The sequence below is a fragment of the Bacillus sp. FSL L8-0199 genome (genome assembly GCF_038005705.1).
In the GTDB taxonomy this organism is placed as follows: domain Bacteria; phylum Bacillota; class Bacilli; order Bacillales; family Bacillaceae_G; genus Bacillus_A; species Bacillus_A cereus.
This window is the reverse complement of the sequence record NZ_JBBOTS010000001.1, coordinates 4,452,736-4,468,216: the sequence shown is the minus strand read 5'-3', so window position 1 is coordinate 4,468,216 and position 15,481 is coordinate 4,452,736. Positions and strand designations below refer to the sequence as shown.

The window sequence follows — 15,481 nt, the reverse complement described above, 5'->3', positions numbered from 1 at the left end:
AATGAAAGAAATAAAGGGTCAAAATAATAAATTGATGGAAGAGTTTGATACGTTGTTAAGGCAACTGCTAATTAAATCTAAAACAGATGAAAGGGTAAAAAACTTTGTGGATGATTTGTTTGAAATGCTAAGTGATAATAAGCTGCAGTCTGATATTGATTTTAAAACGGCATTAAATAAGTTAAGAGAAAAGCACTTTCCTAAATTTGAAAAAGGAGAGAGCAAAAATGACTGAAGAAAAGGGACAAGCTAAGGAAATAGTTAATGTTCGTGAAATGTCAGATGATGAGTTTATGGATAAATACGGAAGACTTGTACATCATTGCGTATGGAAAAGGTATGCGAAAAAAAGGGCTAGTATAGAGCGTGATACTGGTTTAGATATTGAGGATTTAACACAATTCGGAATGATCGGTTTGATAAAGGCGCGAGATAATTTTGACCTTGAATTTGGATGTGCGTTTTCAACGTATGCTGTTCCGAAAATTCTTGGGGAAATAGGAAGGGCGATTCGGGATAATCAAAAAATAAAAGTGCAAAGAACCGTATATGGAGTAAAAGGAAAGATTTTAAATCAACAGTTAGCGGATAAGGAGCCAGAAGAAATAGCAGACATTTTGAATGAACCGGTAACTTTAGTGAAAATGGCTTTGGAGTATCAGCCAAGCACGGATTCGCTTAATAAGGTTGTATATGCATCTGGAGCTAATGAAGAACTGACATTGGAAACAATGATAGAAGATACTAAAACGGAAGATATTGAAGAAACAACCATTAATCGAGCTGTAATAAGAGGATTTAAAGCTGCATTACCTCCTAAAGAATATATCGTTTTAGATATGCGTTTACAAAATATGACGCAACAAAACATTGCAAATCAAATGGGATACAGTCAGGTACAAATTAGCCGTATATTGGCAAAGATTAATCAAAGAGCTGCTCAATTTGGTAAAGAAGGAGGGCTTCAAGATTGAGTGTTACAAGAGGCGTTTGTATCGATGTAGACCACTCAGATTTGTTAAAGGAGAAAGTAGAGTACTTTTTATTCCCTACTAAACCAAGTCATTATTATGTAAGCAGATTTAATCGTAAAGGAGCGCATTTTGGTTGCTATCCAGCTGCAAGGTTTCAAATCACGGAAAAGGAAGTATGGACACCAGAACCTCAACCGAATCTGCCTGAGTTAAATGCAAAACTATTCTATAGAGCTCAGTTGATTTGGCGAAAAAAGGGGTATAAAGATAAACCACTTAAAGATTACATCGTACAGCCGAGGGGGAAACATTGCCACTTTTGGCATGATCGGGAGCGCAAGAAATTTTGTGGTTGTTTTCCGCTACATTGGTTTACCGATTTTGTACCAGTTCAAAATCATCATATAGAAGAAAAAACTAAAGAAGAGGTTAAGTTATTACAACGGCCAGATGGACAACTTGCATTTTTTTAACGAAAGAAAGTGAATGTTTTTTTTGCCCAGTCATCGATTAAAAAAGGAGTGTTCTTAATGGATATTAAAAAGTTATTTGCAATGCAGAACGTTTTGGATAAAAGAGTTTTAGAGTCAAAAAATCTTTCTAGAAAAGAAGTATTTGAATTTAGGATACTAGCGTTTTTAGATGAATTAGGCGAATGCATGAAGGAATGGAGAGTATTTAAGTTTTGGAGCAATGATCGTAAACCGAGAACTAGCATACCTACAGGGAAAATCAAAGTATTAGATGATGGTTGTAAAGTAGAAGTCTATAAAAATCCACTTTTAGAAGAATACGTTGATGGATTACACTTTGCAATTGGACTTTGCATAGATTTGAAAACAGAAATCAACTTCCCTGCTTCTATGCGTTGCGAGACAGTTACAGAGCATTTTTTCGAATTGTATCAGCTAGCAATACGATTAAAAGAAGAACCAACAGCATTCAGAGCTGACGTCCTATTAGCCCATTATCTTGGTTTAGGGGAATTATTGGGCTTTTCACTAGAAGAAATTGAATTTGAATACATTGAGAAAAACAAGGTTAATCATGAACGTCAAAGTAATGGATACTAATACAATTTGAATTTTGTTAAGAAATATATACTTTATTTATAACAGAGATTTATTTTTGATATTGGATTTACTTAGAAATTAAAAAAGTCTCTCCAATAAGATTTGAAGAGACTTTTCTTGCACATATCATAGCATCTTAGTTCCTATACTAAAAAAGATTTTAAGTTCTTTTTAAGGTATTTAGGGAGTACCGATAGTTCCCGCTAGTAATGCAGCAATTCTATCTAAAGCTTCCTGTACTGTAGTAGGAGGAAGAGGAGCCCAGTTTGCTGGGTTAATAGGTGTATAAGCTAAACCGAAAGCATCATCAACTCTAATCAAAGATGTATTTGTTCCTATGAGATTTATTCGGGAACGAATAGGTAATGAATCAACTGTCGCTCTGACTCTTGTAATAACGTTATTAGCGCCATTGACAATTAAATTTCCTGAATTAGGGCTGGGATTGAAGATGTTTTCTGTAATAGCAAAGCTGGTTAAATTTAAGGGGTCAATTGGAATGTGACCAGGTAGCACATTAATAATGACATTACCATTTATTCCTCCACCAACTAAATTGACTTGGGTATCTGTGGTTGCTTGTGAATTAATAGTAATATTTCCACTAGAAACGAATGAAGCAAACATCGCCATGTTAATTCCATTTTGAGTATAACCAGCGGATAACATTGAATCACGGATATTCACTTGATTCACAGAAGTCGATAAAGCTGTGAATATAGGAGTAGGGGTTATATTAACGCTAACAAAGAATAATTTACCTGAAACACTTTGCGCTGTTTGAAAGTTAAAATCGAGAGGTCCACTTAGTAATGTCAGATTGACAAACCCAGATCTAGGATCCTGTGAAAAGTTCAAATCAAACCAAGACGGATCATTTATATCGAAAGGAATTTGTAATCTAGTTAATAAAGTACTAGTTCCTACTAATTGAACGTTAGCTTTTAAATGAATTAATGGTTCAATATAGTTACCAGGTCCAATGGAGATAGCATAACGTTTAGTTATATTTAAAGGATCCGGAAATGGGGCAATAGCATCCGTTATTGATGCCATTGCTGCAGTGACTGTTAAAAACGGTGCACATTCAGAACCATCAGCAGTAGCATCATTACCAGCTTTATTTACATAGACGATTTGAGTGAAAGTTGGTAGTGGTTCTATACATCCAGGTCCAGTAGGCCCAGTGCTTCCAGTAGGCCCAGTGTCCCCAGTAGGCCCAGTGTCCCCAGTAGGCCCAGTGCCCCCAGTAGGCCCAGTGTCCCCGGTAGGCCCAGTGTCTCCGGTAGGTCCAGTGTCTCCGGTAGGTCCAGTGTCTCCGGTAGGTCCAGTGCCTCCGGTAGGTCCAGTGCCTCCGGTAGGTCCAGTAGGCCCATCGGGTGGTCCAGTAGGCCCGGTAGGTCCAGTGGGTCCAGTAGGTCCATCGGATGGTCCAGTAGGCCCGGTAGGCCCGGTAGGCCCGGTATCGCTGGTAGGTCCAGTATTGCCAGTAGGTCCAGTATTGCCAGTGGGTCCAGTATTGCCAGTGGGTCCAGTATTGCCAGTGGGTCCAGTATTGCCAGTAGGTCCGGTATTGCCAGTGGGTCCAGTATTGCCAGTAGGTCCAGTAGGCAGTGTGAATGGTGGAATAGCTGGTAAAGTAGGTCCGACTAAGCTAGGATTTATTGAAGCAGAAGAGAGAAAATCTTCCATAATATTTCACCTCTGAAAAATTAGTATTACTAATAATAAATGAGGGAGTAGAGAAAACGAAATGGCTAAGTGAAGAATTAGACAATGTAATTTTCATAAAATCCTTATCTAATTAAAAAGAGCGCCAGTAGGGCGTATGGCGCTCTTTGACCAAGAATTATATTGTGTATTTTTTATAGTCTGTATAAGTGTATGAGAAATAAAAATAAAGCGTGAATACATTTTAAATAAAATCGTTATTTTAGAGAAAGGGAGTCGAAAGAATGAAAACATTTAATGTGACTTTCACAGAATTAAAGGTATATGAGGCAGTTGTTGAAGCAGAGTCAAAGGAAAAAGTTATCGATACGATTAAATGCTTAAAAAGAACCGAGGATGATTTAGTAGACAAAGGGGTCATCATAAATGAGGTTAGTGAGATAAAAGTTAATAAAGAACAAAGGTTCGAGTAAATCGACTTCTCAGATTTTCCATTTTGAGGTAGTAATAACTTGCTGAATATCATAAGACCTTATTGATGGAAAAGCTCTTATTCGAGCGTACAAGCCTGTTGTACACATCGCGTAGGAATTAGAATGAATTTATTAAGAAAGGGAGTATAAAAATGAGAACTGGGAAGAAGAAACATGTTAAAAGAGCGATTTTGAATCGTCAAAAGGAAATCGATAAAGAACGAACTGCTGCAGCTTGGAGAAATATTTTTGTAAAATCAGGAATCATAAAATAAAAAGAGGAAAAGCAACTCGTTGGGGACAAGTCACTTTTCCAGATGGCAATGTAAATCCATTATAGCAAAACATATGTACAAGTAGTAGGAATAAACAACGAGGCATTTTGACACCTATCGACAATCAGAAATGCGGTTGTTGATCTGGAAATATGAAAGTAGGTGAATCATCATTTGTTTAACTGGCTGAGAGATTACCAAAAGTTAGAAGAAGACATAGCCTATCTGGAATACAACTTAGATAAGACAAAAGCTGAATTAAGACGCTGGGTCAGTGGTGATTTGAGAGAAGTACGTTTAACGGCAGAATCTGAAGGTGCAAAAGTTGAAAAACGCATTGAAGCGATTGAATACGAATTAGCACATAAGATGAACGATATGTATAAATTAGAAAAGTTAATTAGTAAGTTTAGAGGATTAGAAAATCAGATACTCAAATTGAAATATGTGGATGGCATGACGTTAGAAGAAATAGCAGAGGTAGTAAATTATAGTTCTAGTCATATCAAAAAGAAACATGCTGAACTCGTTAGGTTAATTAAATTTGTGGAACGAGAAGGTATCGTTTAGGTTCACTCCTAAAATGAATCGAAACGGTTGAAAAATTGATTTATATTGATAGCATACAATTTTAGCAGAAGGGCAACTGGTGCACGGTTGCTCTTTTTCTTTTGTAGGATATTCTCCTTTTCTATCGAATAGATAGGAGGAAGGGAGAGATGGTTTTGAGTAATCAAGAAGTTGCATCAAGAGAGATTATTGAGTTTCTAAAATCTGATACAGAAAAGGTTATGTTAATTAAAGGAACAAACGATTTCAAAAAACATGCTTTAGTATTGGAAATGATAAATGAGAACAAAAGTCTTAAGCAAGGTTTATTTCGTACTCATAGATTAAAAAGTTTTTCAATTCATTTTAAACAAACGAATCCAGAAGTTCCACTTAACATAGGGAATCAAGCGGGGGAAACTCAATTAGTTGGAGATACATTTTTCTCATTTGATTCATTTGATGAATCTACATGGGGGAAAACTCCTTCTAAATTAGATTTTGCATTAATTTATCCAATAGAATTATATAACAAGAAGGCGAACGAATTAAAAGAAGCGTTCATAAACAATATCCTTGAAGAAAAAATTATAAATAAAATATTCATAGTATCTAATGTAGATGATAAAGGTGATTACGCATGGCTAGAACGATGCGTGAATAGAACTATTGAATTCAATGTTGAATAGTTAAATGGATATAGGTGTAGGTGAAAGCATTCCTTAGGGAGTGCTTTTTATTTTGGAGGGAATGAGTAATGGGTATCCAAGAACTATTGATGCAACTTAAAAAGTTAGAAAGAAAAGTAGTGCAGGTAGAAACGAAGGTAGATAAATTAAAACAAACATCTATACAAAAAGGTGATGAAATAAAATTGGTGTATCCGCATTTAGGGATACAAGGAGAATATTTAGTGGAGAAAATTGATAATGGTGTGTTGGAATTGGTAGCAAAAGAAACAATGAAAAAGATTCAGGAGTGATTAGAATTGAAGAAACTATCTAAACAAGAACTAGCAGCTGTAATGACGCATTGTATTTCAACGCTTGGTGAGCAGATTGTTAATGAGCATATTAATCCCCAGAAGTTAGCGCAAGCAAGTGCAATCCATAATGATCTCTTTGATAATACAACTCCTAAAGAACGTAGAGAAGCGACGATCAGTTTATTGGGGAAAGCGATTGATGAGTTTTTAGAGAGCAAGGAGTGAGTATAAATGCAAGTCTACTGTTCTAACTGTAATAAAGATTACGATATGCAACCACAAGTAGCGCAACTTCCGAATCGTATTGAGAAGTGTTTCTTTATTTGTCCTCATTGTAATCATGAACATGTAGCTGCGTATGTGAATGATAAAATTCGCAAGCATCAAGCTGATATAGCAAAGTGTCATGAGCGGATTAATAAAAAGAATCTTGCTATCGAAGATGAAATGAAACGGTTAAGGAAGAGGTTTGAAAGAAGAGAGTGAGAGGTGAAGCGAGTTTGAAAGCGCCATTGACAAAGTACTGGTGTTTAGATAGAAACTGCGGATTTGAAGAGATTTCTCATAAGATACGTGACGGTTGGAAATGTCCTCATTGTAACGGACCAATGACGTTTCAACAGGTGAATAAGAAAAAAGAAAGCGCCAAGTGATGGTGCTTTTATTTTGAAGGAGGATGCAGAATGAACTATAAAACGCAATTGGAATGTAGAGATAAAGAATGTCGCACAGTAATGTTTGGTCACTTTTCAGAAGGAATGAACTGCGTTAAGTGTGGCGGCCCGACAATAGAGAAACCATATAGACCATATATCTCAGTCGAGAAGCAAGTAAATCAAAATAAGAATAGTGAACTAACAATACAAGTTGGTGTAGATACAACTGAGGCATTAGAAGGAATTAAAGAAGTAACTGAAGCTGCTAATGAATGTGCAGATGCACTGGACAAATTAGAAAAGATTATGGATAAGTTTACAAATCGAAGTGATACAGTGGAACTCTATTGTGAAGGTAAATTGTTATCGAAGCCTATAGTTAATCATACAGCTGATTCAATTCAAGGTGGCATAATCAAGGGAGAAGAGCTTGGAAGAAGTGAACGCTGATGAAGAAACCGCTCAGACCATGTTGCGAATTTCATTGTTATAATCTCACACGTGAAAGATATTGTGAGGAACATAGATACAAAGAGAAGGAAACGCAGCAGGATAAGAATAGATACTATGACCGATTCAAACGGGACAAAGAGAGCACGGCTTTCTATAAGTCAAAGGCATGGGAAAGGTTAAGAGAGCAGGCACTAATGAGAGACAAAGGGTTGTGCCTACATTGTAAGAACAACAGAAAGATTAAAGTTGCAGATATGGTTGACCATATCATTCCAATAAAAGTTGATCCAAGTTTAAAATTAAAATTAGAAAACTTACAATCACTCTGTAATCCATGTCACAACAGAAAAACAGCAGAAGACAAAAAGAAATACGGGTAGGGGTGGGTCGAAAAACATTCAGGGCGGTCTTCCCGTACCGCCGCCCCCTCAACTTCGCAGAAAAATCCGTTTTTGCATATTTTTTTAAGGGGGTGTAATCATGGCTGGAAGAAATAAACAACCACTCTCTGTTATACAGGGAAAAGGTAGATCAAATCACATTACAAAAAGTGAGAAAAACAGACGAGAAAAACAAGAAGAAGCATTACGAGGGCACACTGATAAAATTGAAGCTCCTTCTTATTTGACCGCAGCACAAAAAAAGGAATTCGATACTTTAGCTGTTGAATTAGTCAGGTTGAAAATTTTCAGTAACTTAGATGTTGACAGTTTAGCAAGGTACGTTGATTCTAAAGACCAATATATAAAAATGGTTCGTCTGCTAAGAAAAACAAAACCTTCAGATGACTTTAAATTGTATTCTCAAATGCAAAGAAGTAAAAATCTTTTATTTAATGAATGCCGTTCTTCAGCTAGTGATTTAGGTTTGACCATTACATCCCGCTTAAAATTAGTTATTCCAGAAGCAGATACTTCACAACAAAAGCAAAGTGAAGCGCAAAAGCGTTTTGGTGATCGTATATGAACTGGATAATGGAACGGGTTTTTGCATATTGCGAGGATATTTTAAACGGCAAGATAAATAGTTGTAAAAAACATCGTTGGGCCATTGAACGATTTATAAGGGATTATGAGGAGTGTCAAAGTGAAGACAGTTCTTTTTATTTTGATGGAGAGATAGCGGAGGATTTTTACTGGTTTGCAAAGGAATTTAAGCATGTTGAAGGGATTTTGGCAGGTGAATCCGTAGAATTAACTGATTTTCAATTGTTTCTAGCGGCTAATATTTTCGGATTCAAAAAGAAAATAAATGGAGCAAGGCGATTTAGAAAAGTTTTCATTCAGTTAGCACGTAAAAATGCTAAATCTCAGTTTCTTGCTATTGTAGCGGCTTTTTGTACATTTCTTGGAGAAGAAAAACAACGTGCTTATATCGCTGGATGGACAAGGGACCAATCATCTGAAGTTTATGAGGCTGTAAAAACAGGGATTAGTTCTAGCGAATTGTTAGAAGGGAAATGGAAAGAAGCTTACAGTACTATTGAAATATTTAAAAATGGCTCAGTTGTCGTTCCGCTTTCAAAAGAAGCTAGAAAAACTGGTGATGGTAAAAACCCGTCTCTTGGAATTGTCGATGAATATCATGCACATGAAACTGATGAAATTTACGATGTTTTATCGTCTGGTATGGTGGCAAGGAAAGAGCCGTTAATGTTTATCATAACAACAGCTGGTTTCGACTTATCAAGGCCTTGTTATAGAGAGTATGAGTATGTCAGTGATATCTTAGACCCGTCAAAAAGTGTAGAAAACGATGATTATTTCGTTATGATCTGCGAATTGGAAAAGAATGATGATATCAAAGATGAGTCGAATTGGATAAAAGCAAACCCAATCGTAGCAACATATGAAGAAGGTTTGGAAGGTATACGTTCAGATTTGAAGGTTGCTCTTGATAGACCTGAAAAGATGAGGGCCTTTTTAACAAAAAACATGAATATCTGGGTCGATAAAAAGGACAACGGATACATGGATATGTCAAAATGGCAAAAATGCGAAGTAGATAACCTTGATTTTTCAGGTGCAACTCTTTGGATAGGTTGCGATTTATCAATGACAACGGATTTAACAAGTGTTGGTTGGGTTGGAATGGATGATGAAGGCGATTTTATTATTGGACAACATTCTTTTATGCCTGAAGCGCGTTTGAAAGAAAAGATGGCTACAGATAAAGTGCGTTATGACTTATGGGCTGAACAAGGATATTTGACTTTAACACCTGGTGAAATGGTTGATTATACAATTGTTGAATCTTGGATAGAAAACTTTTCTAAAGACAAAGAAATTCAAGAGTTTGATTATGATAAATGGAATGCATTGCATCTAGCGCAAAATTTAGAGAATAAAGGGTTTGTTTGCGTAGAAATCCCTCAAAGGATAGCTAATTTATCCATTCCAACTAAAACTTTTCGAGAAAAAGTATATGAAAAGAAAGTTAAACATAATGGAGATCCAGTCCTTTTTTGGGCGCTTAATAATGCTGTTATTAAAATGGATGATCAGGAAAACATTATGATTTCGAAAAAAATAAGTAAAAATCGAATTGATCCAGCAGCAGCGGTATTAAATGCGTTTGCTAGGGCTATGTATGGAGCGAGTGTCAGGTTTGATGTATCTGAATTTGCGAATAAAGACTTTCTAGGCAAGTTATGGAACTAGGGAGGGGGTGAACATGTGAAAATAGTGGATTCAGTTAAAAAGTTCTTTAATTTTGAAAAACGTCAAACATCGCAGGTAATAGAGTTAAATAAAGATGATGAAAAATTATTAGAATGGTTAGGGATTTCTCCAAGTGATATTAGCGTTAAAGGCAAAAATGCTTTAAAAGTCGCTACAGTCTTTGCATGTATCAAAATACTATCTGAATCTGTATCAAAGTTACCCTTGAAAATATATCAGGAAGATGAATACGGAATTCAACGCGGGACTAAGCATTATCTCAATAATTTATTGAGACTAAGGCCTAATCCATACATGTCTAGCATGAATTTTTTTGGGGCATTAGAAGCTCAAAAAAATTTATATGGCAATAGCTACGCTAACATAGAATTTGATAGAAAAGGGAAAGTGCAAGCGCTATGGCCAATAGATGCCTCTAAAGTGACAGTGTACATTGATGACGTTGGTTTATTAAATTCCAAAACTAAAATGTGGTATGTGGTAAATACGAATGGACAACAAAGAGTGTTAAAGCCGGAAGAGATTCTGCACTTTAAAAACGGAATAACTCTTGATGGTCTAGTTGGTGTCCCTACAATGGAATATTTAAAGTCCACATTAGAAAATTCAGCTTCAGCTGATAAATTCATAAATAACTTTTACAAACAAGGGTTACAGGTAAAGGGATTAGTTCAATATGTCGGTGATTTAAATGATGATGCGAAGAAGATTTTCCGAGAGAATTTTGAATCAATGTCTAGTGGTCTTCAAAATAGTCATCGTATTGCATTAATGCCAGTAGGATATCAATTTCAGCCTATTTCATTAAATATGTCAGATGCTCAATTTCTTGAAAATACTGAGCTTACTATTAGGCAAATCGCCACTGCATTCGGCATTAAAATGCATCAATTAAACGATTTGAGTAAAGCGACTTTAAATAATATTGAGCAGCAACAACAACAATTTTATACCGATACATTGCAAGCTACTTTAACGATGTATGAGCAAGAAATGACGTATAAGTTATTTTTAGACAGCGAGTTGGATAAAGGGTTTTATTCGAAATTCAATGTAGATGCTATTTTAAGAGCGGATATCAAAACGAGATATGAAGCTTACAGGACAGGTATTCAAGGCGGTTTCCTTAAACCTAACGAAGCTAGAAGTAAGGAAGATTTACCACCAGAAGTTGGTGGGGATCGTTTACTTGTTAATGGAAATATGTTGCCGATTGATATGGCTGGACAGGCATATTTGAAGGGAGGTGATACTAATGGAGAAGTCAGCAAAGAAGGAAATGAAGGAAATTAGAGCTTTACCAATGACTATTGAAGTCCGTGAAGTTAATGAGGACGAAGGAAAACGAACAATTTCGGGATCGATAAAATATAACAATGAAAGTGCCGAAATGCGTGACTGGTGGGGAGATACTTTCGTAGAAGAGATTGCAGAGGGAGCTTTTGATGAAAGTTTAAAAGTCCGCGATGTTGTAGGTTTATGGTCTCACGACACTTCTCAAGTATTAGGAAACACTAAAAGTAAAACATTACGAATCGAAAATGATAAGAAAGAATTGCGGTTTGAATTAGATATTCCTAATACAACTGTCGGGAATGATGCATGGGAATTAATTAAGCGCGGAGATGTTGATGGTGTTTCTTTTGGAATGAAGGTTACAAAAGATAAATGGTCATCGGAAGAACGTGAAAATGGAAAGGTTTATAAGCGTTCGATTTTGAATGCTGAACTATATGAAATATCACCGGTCGCATTTCCTGCATATCCCACAAATGAAATAAGTGTACGTTCGTTAGATGAATTTAAAGCAGGAGAAAAGCGAGTAGCTGATGAGTTTAGAAAAAGAAAATTACAAATCGAACTAGAGCTTATATAAGGCTCTTTTTTTATTGATAAATTTAAGGAGTGATTTGAATGTCAAAAGAATTACGTGAATTATTAGCCAAGTTAGAAGGAAAAAAGGAAGAAGTACGCTCTCTTATGGGAGAAGATAAAGTGGCAGAAGCAGAACAAATGATGGAAGAAGTGCGATCACTTCAGAAAAAAGTTGATTTACAGCGCTCATTAGATGAATCAGAAAGGGAAGAGCGAAATAATGGCCGAGAAGTTGAAACACGTAATGTAGATGGCGAAATGGAATACCGTGATGTATTTATGAAAGCATTACGCAATAAATCGTTAAGCGCTGAAGAGCGTGAATTTCTTGAAAATGATTTAGAAAAACGGGCAATGTCTGGATTAACAGGGGAAGATGGAGGCCTTGTCATTCCTCAAGATATTCAAACGAAAATCAATGAATTATCTCGTTCGTTTGATGCACTTGAGCAATATGTAACGGTTGAGCCAGTGCGTACACGTTCAGGTTCAAGGGTATTAGAGAAAAATTCAGACATGGTACCATTTGTTGAAATCACTGAAATGGGTGAAATTCCAGAAACGGATAACCCGAAATTCTCAAACGTAGAGTATGCAACGAAAGATAGAGCAGGTATTTTACCATTATCTCGTTCATTACTTAAAGATAGTGATCAAAATATCCTAAAGTATGTAACTAACTGGTTAGGTAAAAAATCTAAAGTTACACGAAATGTATTAATTTTGGGTGTGATTGAAAAATTAGCAAAACAGGCAATTAAATCTCTAGATGACATTAAAGATGTACTAAATGTTAAATTAGACCCAGCAATCTCTCCAAATGCTATTTTACTTACAAATCAAGATGGTTTTAACTACTTAGATAAGTTAAAAGATAAGGATGGAAAATATATTTTACAACCTGATCCAACTCAACCAAACAGAAAGTTATTTAATGGCAGCAACCCAGTTGTAGTTATTTCAAATCGTTTCTTAAAAACAAAAACTAAAAAAGCGCCACTTATCATTGGGGACTTAAAAGAGGCAATTGTATTATTTAAACGAGAAGATATGGAGCTTGCTTCTACAGATGTAGGGGGCAAAGCTTTTACTCGTAATACATTAGATTTAAGAGCAATTCAACGTGATGATGTTAAGCTATGGGATAACGAAGCGGCTGTATATGGAGAAATTGATTTAAGTACAACGCCAGAACAGCCTCAAGGGTAAGCTAAGGAGGCATTTGAATGCTTGTTACCTTAGAAGAAGCTAAAGAATGGATTCGAGTGGATGGAGATGATGACCCAACTATCACTATGTTAATTAAGGCGGCCGAATTATATATTTACAAAGCAACTGGCAAAACATTTACTCAAACAAGTGAAGATGCTAAGTTGCTTTGTTTATTTTTGGTGGCTGATTGGTATGAAAACCGACTACTTGTAGGTGAAAAAGCCAGTGAAAAAATCAGAACCATTGTTCAAAGTATGATATTACAGCTCCAATATGCTCCAGAGCCTCAGGAGGAAAGCAAATGAATCCTGCAAAATTAGATAAAAGGCTTACGTTTCAAGTGAAAGATGAAAATGCAAAAGGGCCTGACGGTGATCCAATAGACGGCTATAAAGATGCTTTTACCGTATGGGGCTCTTTGGTTTACTCAAAAGGAAGGAAATACTTTGAGGCAGCGGCTGCTAATAGTGAGGTTCAAGGAGAAACAGAAATCAGAGATCGGGATGATGTAAGTGCAGATATGAAAATTAAGTACAAAAACGTGATTTATGATATTGTTTCCGTTATTCCAACTCAAGATCATACTTTATTAATCATGTGGAAACGTGGTGAAATGAATGGCTGATGGTATAGATTTAGATTTATTAGGATTTGATCGTTTAGTTACTGAATTAGATCAAATGGGGTTACGAGGAGAGAAAATTGAAGATAAAGCTCTTGCAGCTGGTGGTAAACCTATTCGTAAAGCTATTGCAGAACGAGCTCCAAGAAGTCCAAGCCCCAAAAGACCTTCTAAAAGTGAGCCGTGGCGTACAGGGCGACATGGCGCAGACCAGATAAAAGTAACAAAAGCTAAACTCGAAGGCGGGATAAAAACAGTAAAGATTGGTCTTGATAAAGCGGATCGTTCCCCGTGGTTCTATTTGAAGTTCCATGAATGGGGGACATCTAAAATGCCAGCACATCCATTTATAGAGCCTGGTTTTAATGCTTCAAAAGCGGAAGCTGTACGTGCTATGACAGATATTTTAAAGAACGAAATGAGGTTGAATCTGTGATAAATTTAAGACCTGATATTTTACAAGCTCTTGAGAATGATCAAGAGCTTGTTTCATTGTTAGGTGGAAAACGAATTTATTATCGTAAAGCAAAGAAAGCAGAAGAGTTTCCGCGAATTACGTATTTCGAATTAGATAATAGGCCAGATGGATTTGCAGATAATCAAGAGATTGAAAGTGAAATCTTGTTTCAAGTTGATGTTTGGGCGAAGAGTAGTACAACGGCAATCCATCAAAAAGTGAATGAAACCATGAAAAAAATTGGTTTCTCACGTTATGCGGTTGCTGATTTATATGAAGAGGATACAAAAATTTTTCATTACGCGATGCGATTCGCGAAAGGAGTGGAGTTATAGATGGCAGGAGAAGTTATTAAAATTAGTTCAACTGTCGGTGTAGATAACCTAGTTTATGCAAAGTCATTGAAAGATGATGCAACAGGTGTTGATTACAGTACGGTTAAAAAAATGGAAGGTGCAGTAAAGGTTAAAACATCTAAAAAAGTAGCTACTGAGATTATGTGGAGTGACAACAAAAAATCGGAAATTGCTGAGTCTGATGGTGAGGTTGAGGTTGAAATCGAAGTTCGAGGCCTTTCATTATCAACAAAGGCGGATATTGAAGGATTCCCAGAAGTTACAGATGGCGTATTAGATGAAAAGCGAGAGGGAGAAAAACCGTATTTAGCAATTGGATGGCGTTTTTTAAAAGCTAACGGAAAGTATCGATATGTTTGGTTATTAAAAGGGAAACTTTCGCAGGAAGAGGAAGAAGCTGAAACTAAAAAAGATAAGCCAAACTTCCAAACAACGAAATTAAAAGGTTCATTCATCGAACGTGATTTTGATGATAGAACTAAGTTTACAGCGGATGAAGATGAGCCTACATTTACAAAAGCTATTGGAGATAATTGGTTTAAAAAGGTATTCGAGAAGCCCGTGGCACAACCACCAACAGGAAAGTAAGAGGGAGCAAAAGCTCTCTCTTTTTTATTAATTAAGGAGGAATAAATTATGAAATTAATTTTACGAATCAATAACGAAGAAAAAACTTTTAACTTACCAGCATTCATTCCAGCTCGTTTAATTCGCCAAGCTCCTGAACTTGCAGATATTCCAAATAATCCTGAAGCGGCAGATTTAGATAAGATGGTTCAATATGTAGTACAAGTTTATGGTGAACAGTTTACGGTGGATCAGTATTGGGATGGTGTAGACGCTCGAAAATTTTTATTAACGACAACAAATGTAATTAATGATCTAGTTAACGAAACCGTAGAGGCAGCGGGTGCGAATCCTGTAACTGATGGAGCAGAAAGCCCAAACGTATAGAGGGAGGAGGGTTGACGTTCAGCGAGTTTATGGATGAACTCTACCTCTCTTTATTGCAACAAGGGTACAAACACCATCACATTGATAATGAGATGGATATTTGGCATTATTTGAGGCTTAATCGGAAAATGCGTGAAAACGGAAATGAAAATCACCAAGACTCCAATTCAAATGAAATAGAAGTGCCAGCAGAAAACATTATTTAACGAGGGAGG

27 protein-coding genes are annotated in these 15,481 nt (G+C 36.3%); 26 read left to right on the top strand and 1 reads right to left on the bottom strand.

All coding sequences use genetic code 11. The annotated features are described in order from the left end of the window. Position 1 precedes the first annotated feature (1 nt). From NST86_RS22995 to NST86_RS22980, 4 genes are read left to right on the top strand one after another with little or no spacing between them, the layout of a single operon-like run. Positions 2–235 carry a hypothetical protein gene (locus NST86_RS22995; RefSeq protein ID WP_061684654.1) on the top strand — a complete coding sequence of 78 codons (234 nt, stop codon included), beginning with the start codon at positions 2–4 and terminating at the stop codon, positions 233–235. Beyond that, positions 228–974: a sigma-70 family RNA polymerase sigma factor gene (locus NST86_RS22990; protein WP_340934443.1), complete on the top strand. Its 747-nt coding sequence runs from the start codon at positions 228–230 to the stop codon at positions 972–974. Before NST86_RS22995 ends, NST86_RS22990 begins: the two co-directional genes overlap by 8 nt. Continuing rightward, on the top strand, positions 971–1,447 hold the full coding sequence (locus NST86_RS22985) for a hypothetical protein (RefSeq protein WP_340934436.1): 477 nt from the start codon (positions 971–973) through the stop codon (positions 1,445–1,447). The genes NST86_RS22990 and NST86_RS22985 overlap by 4 nt, the downstream gene beginning before the upstream one ends. A gap of 57 nt (positions 1,448–1,504) precedes the next feature. Beyond that, a complete protein-coding gene (locus tag NST86_RS22980) occupies positions 1,505–2,047 on the top strand; it encodes a dUTP diphosphatase (RefSeq protein ID WP_340934433.1) in 543 nt (180 codons plus the stop codon). A gap of 180 nt (positions 2,048–2,227) precedes the next feature. Here the strand turns inward: NST86_RS22980 and NST86_RS22975 are convergent, their stop codons facing one another. Further along, a complete protein-coding gene (locus NST86_RS22975; protein ID WP_340934430.1) occupies positions 2,228–3,739 on the bottom strand; it encodes a collagen-like triple helix repeat-containing protein in 1,512 nt (503 codons plus the stop codon). A 263-nt stretch (positions 3,740–4,002) separates the two neighbouring features. Here NST86_RS22975 and NST86_RS22970 point away from each other — a divergent pair, with 263 nt between their 5' ends. From NST86_RS22970 to NST86_RS22865, 22 genes are all read left to right on the top strand, one after another. Then, positions 4,003–4,191, top strand: a complete 189-nt coding sequence (locus tag NST86_RS22970) for a hypothetical protein (protein WP_340934427.1) — start codon at positions 4,003–4,005, stop codon at positions 4,189–4,191. 152 nt (positions 4,192–4,343) lie between these two features. Beyond that, complete coding sequence (locus tag NST86_RS22965) at positions 4,344–4,466, top strand: DUF3983 domain-containing protein (protein WP_001258960.1); 123 nt, start codon at positions 4,344–4,346, stop codon at positions 4,464–4,466. A 174-nt stretch (positions 4,467–4,640) separates the two neighbouring features. Beyond that, on the top strand, positions 4,641–5,036 hold the full coding sequence (locus tag NST86_RS22960) for a sigma factor-like helix-turn-helix DNA-binding protein (RefSeq protein ID WP_340934424.1): 396 nt from the start codon (positions 4,641–4,643) through the stop codon (positions 5,034–5,036). A gap of 155 nt (positions 5,037–5,191) precedes the next feature. Further along, positions 5,192–5,704, top strand: coding sequence for a hypothetical protein (locus NST86_RS22955; protein ID WP_142321002.1), 513 nt, complete (start codon positions 5,192–5,194; stop codon positions 5,702–5,704). A 68-nt stretch (positions 5,705–5,772) separates the two neighbouring features. Next, positions 5,773–5,997 carry a hypothetical protein gene (locus NST86_RS22950; protein WP_340934418.1) on the top strand — a complete coding sequence of 75 codons (225 nt, stop codon included), beginning with the start codon at positions 5,773–5,775 and terminating at the stop codon, positions 5,995–5,997. A gap of 6 nt (positions 5,998–6,003) precedes the next feature. After that, the gene (locus NST86_RS22945; protein ID WP_098345865.1) at positions 6,004–6,225 is read left to right on the top strand and encodes a hypothetical protein; all 222 of its coding nucleotides are present in this window, start codon (positions 6,004–6,006) and stop codon (positions 6,223–6,225) included. Between the two features lie 6 nt (positions 6,226–6,231). After that, complete coding sequence (locus NST86_RS22940; RefSeq protein ID WP_340934410.1) at positions 6,232–6,486, top strand: hypothetical protein; 255 nt, start codon at positions 6,232–6,234, stop codon at positions 6,484–6,486. Between the two features lie 14 nt (positions 6,487–6,500). Continuing rightward, positions 6,501–6,653: a hypothetical protein gene (locus tag NST86_RS22935; RefSeq protein ID WP_340934405.1), complete on the top strand. Its 153-nt coding sequence runs from the start codon at positions 6,501–6,503 to the stop codon at positions 6,651–6,653. A gap of 30 nt (positions 6,654–6,683) precedes the next feature. Then, positions 6,684–7,106: a hypothetical protein gene (locus NST86_RS22930; RefSeq protein WP_340934404.1), complete on the top strand. Its 423-nt coding sequence runs from the start codon at positions 6,684–6,686 to the stop codon at positions 7,104–7,106. Next, positions 7,106–7,489 carry an HNH endonuclease gene (locus NST86_RS22925; protein WP_322371963.1) on the top strand — a complete coding sequence of 128 codons (384 nt, stop codon included), beginning with the start codon at positions 7,106–7,108 and terminating at the stop codon, positions 7,487–7,489. Before NST86_RS22930 ends, NST86_RS22925 begins: the two co-directional genes overlap by 1 nt. Positions 7,490–7,589: 100 nt before the next feature. Then, a complete protein-coding gene (locus NST86_RS22920) occupies positions 7,590–8,075 on the top strand; it encodes a phage terminase small subunit P27 family (protein WP_340934398.1) in 486 nt (161 codons plus the stop codon). Beyond that, positions 8,072–9,769: a terminase large subunit gene (locus NST86_RS22915; protein WP_340934394.1), complete on the top strand. Its 1,698-nt coding sequence runs from the start codon at positions 8,072–8,074 to the stop codon at positions 9,767–9,769. Before NST86_RS22920 ends, NST86_RS22915 begins: the two co-directional genes overlap by 4 nt. A gap of 15 nt (positions 9,770–9,784) precedes the next feature. Then, positions 9,785–11,083 carry a phage portal protein gene (locus tag NST86_RS22910; RefSeq protein ID WP_325853325.1) on the top strand — a complete coding sequence of 433 codons (1,299 nt, stop codon included), beginning with the start codon at positions 9,785–9,787 and terminating at the stop codon, positions 11,081–11,083. Then, on the top strand, positions 11,046–11,666 hold the full coding sequence (locus tag NST86_RS22905) for an HK97 family phage prohead protease (protein WP_340934387.1): 621 nt from the start codon (positions 11,046–11,048) through the stop codon (positions 11,664–11,666). The genes NST86_RS22910 and NST86_RS22905 overlap by 38 nt, the downstream gene beginning before the upstream one ends. Positions 11,667–11,704: 38 nt before the next feature. Further along, complete coding sequence (locus NST86_RS22900; RefSeq protein ID WP_000032134.1) at positions 11,705–12,874, top strand: phage major capsid protein; 1,170 nt, start codon at positions 11,705–11,707, stop codon at positions 12,872–12,874. A 17-nt stretch (positions 12,875–12,891) separates the two neighbouring features. Beyond that, complete coding sequence (locus tag NST86_RS22895; RefSeq protein WP_340934383.1) at positions 12,892–13,182, top strand: head-tail connector protein; 291 nt, start codon at positions 12,892–12,894, stop codon at positions 13,180–13,182. Beyond that, on the top strand, positions 13,179–13,502 hold the full coding sequence (locus tag NST86_RS22890; protein ID WP_340934382.1) for a phage head closure protein: 324 nt from the start codon (positions 13,179–13,181) through the stop codon (positions 13,500–13,502). The genes NST86_RS22895 and NST86_RS22890 overlap by 4 nt, the downstream gene beginning before the upstream one ends. Further along, complete coding sequence (locus NST86_RS22885) at positions 13,495–13,935, top strand: HK97-gp10 family putative phage morphogenesis protein (protein WP_340934380.1); 441 nt, start codon at positions 13,495–13,497, stop codon at positions 13,933–13,935. The genes NST86_RS22890 and NST86_RS22885 overlap by 8 nt, the downstream gene beginning before the upstream one ends. After that, complete coding sequence (gp17, locus tag NST86_RS22880; protein WP_340934377.1) at positions 13,932–14,291, top strand: tail completion protein gp17; 360 nt, start codon at positions 13,932–13,934, stop codon at positions 14,289–14,291. The genes NST86_RS22885 and gp17 overlap by 4 nt, the downstream gene beginning before the upstream one ends. Continuing rightward, positions 14,292–14,900 (top strand): major tail protein, encoded by a 609-nt coding sequence (locus NST86_RS22875; protein WP_151522119.1) that lies wholly within the window; start codon positions 14,292–14,294, stop codon positions 14,898–14,900. Positions 14,901–14,948: 48 nt separating this feature from the next. Beyond that, entirely contained in the window at positions 14,949–15,266 is a 318-nt protein-coding gene (gene gpG / locus NST86_RS22870) for a phage tail assembly chaperone G (protein ID WP_340934372.1), read from the top strand. An 11-nt stretch (positions 15,267–15,277) separates the two neighbouring features. Next, positions 15,278–15,472 carry a hypothetical protein gene (locus NST86_RS22865; RefSeq protein ID WP_142389124.1) on the top strand — a complete coding sequence of 65 codons (195 nt, stop codon included), beginning with the start codon at positions 15,278–15,280 and terminating at the stop codon, positions 15,470–15,472. The last annotated feature ends 9 nt before the right edge of the window (positions 15,473–15,481 follow it).

What these genes read in the sequence shown, in the direction of transcription:
- NST86_RS22995 (WP_061684654.1), top strand. Translation starts at nt 2, where the DNA reads ATGAAAGAAATAAAGGGTCAAAATAATAAATTGATGGAAGAGTTTGAT.
- NST86_RS22990 (WP_340934443.1), top strand. Translation starts at nt 228, where the DNA reads ATGACTGAAGAAAAGGGACAAGCTAAGGAAATAGTTAATGTTCGTGAA.
- NST86_RS22980 (WP_340934433.1), top strand. Translation starts at nt 1,505, where the DNA reads ATGGATATTAAAAAGTTATTTGCAATGCAGAACGTTTTGGATAAAAGA.
- NST86_RS22975 (WP_340934430.1), bottom strand. Translation starts at nt 3,739, where the DNA reads ATGGAAGATTTTCTCTCTTCTGCTTCAATAAATCCTAGCTTAGTCGGA.
- NST86_RS22970 (WP_340934427.1), top strand. Translation starts at nt 4,003, where the DNA reads ATGAAAACATTTAATGTGACTTTCACAGAATTAAAGGTATATGAGGCA.
- NST86_RS22965 (WP_001258960.1), top strand. Translation starts at nt 4,344, where the DNA reads ATGAGAACTGGGAAGAAGAAACATGTTAAAAGAGCGATTTTGAATCGT.
- NST86_RS22950 (WP_340934418.1), top strand. Translation starts at nt 5,773, where the DNA reads ATGGGTATCCAAGAACTATTGATGCAACTTAAAAAGTTAGAAAGAAAA.
- NST86_RS22940 (WP_340934410.1), top strand. Translation starts at nt 6,232, where the DNA reads ATGCAAGTCTACTGTTCTAACTGTAATAAAGATTACGATATGCAACCA.
- NST86_RS22930 (WP_340934404.1), top strand. Translation starts at nt 6,684, where the DNA reads ATGAACTATAAAACGCAATTGGAATGTAGAGATAAAGAATGTCGCACA.
- NST86_RS22925 (WP_322371963.1), top strand. Translation starts at nt 7,106, where the DNA reads ATGAAGAAACCGCTCAGACCATGTTGCGAATTTCATTGTTATAATCTC.
- NST86_RS22920 (WP_340934398.1), top strand. Translation starts at nt 7,590, where the DNA reads ATGGCTGGAAGAAATAAACAACCACTCTCTGTTATACAGGGAAAAGGT.
- NST86_RS22915 (WP_340934394.1), top strand. Translation starts at nt 8,072, where the DNA reads ATGAACTGGATAATGGAACGGGTTTTTGCATATTGCGAGGATATTTTA.
- NST86_RS22905 (WP_340934387.1), top strand. Translation starts at nt 11,046, where the DNA reads ATGGAGAAGTCAGCAAAGAAGGAAATGAAGGAAATTAGAGCTTTACCA.
- NST86_RS22900 (WP_000032134.1), top strand. Translation starts at nt 11,705, where the DNA reads ATGTCAAAAGAATTACGTGAATTATTAGCCAAGTTAGAAGGAAAAAAG.
- NST86_RS22895 (WP_340934383.1), top strand. Translation starts at nt 12,892, where the DNA reads ATGCTTGTTACCTTAGAAGAAGCTAAAGAATGGATTCGAGTGGATGGA.
- NST86_RS22890 (WP_340934382.1), top strand. Translation starts at nt 13,179, where the DNA reads ATGAATCCTGCAAAATTAGATAAAAGGCTTACGTTTCAAGTGAAAGAT.
- NST86_RS22885 (WP_340934380.1), top strand. Translation starts at nt 13,495, where the DNA reads ATGGCTGATGGTATAGATTTAGATTTATTAGGATTTGATCGTTTAGTT.
- NST86_RS22875 (WP_151522119.1), top strand. Translation starts at nt 14,292, where the DNA reads ATGGCAGGAGAAGTTATTAAAATTAGTTCAACTGTCGGTGTAGATAAC.
- gpG (WP_340934372.1), top strand. Translation starts at nt 14,949, where the DNA reads ATGAAATTAATTTTACGAATCAATAACGAAGAAAAAACTTTTAACTTA.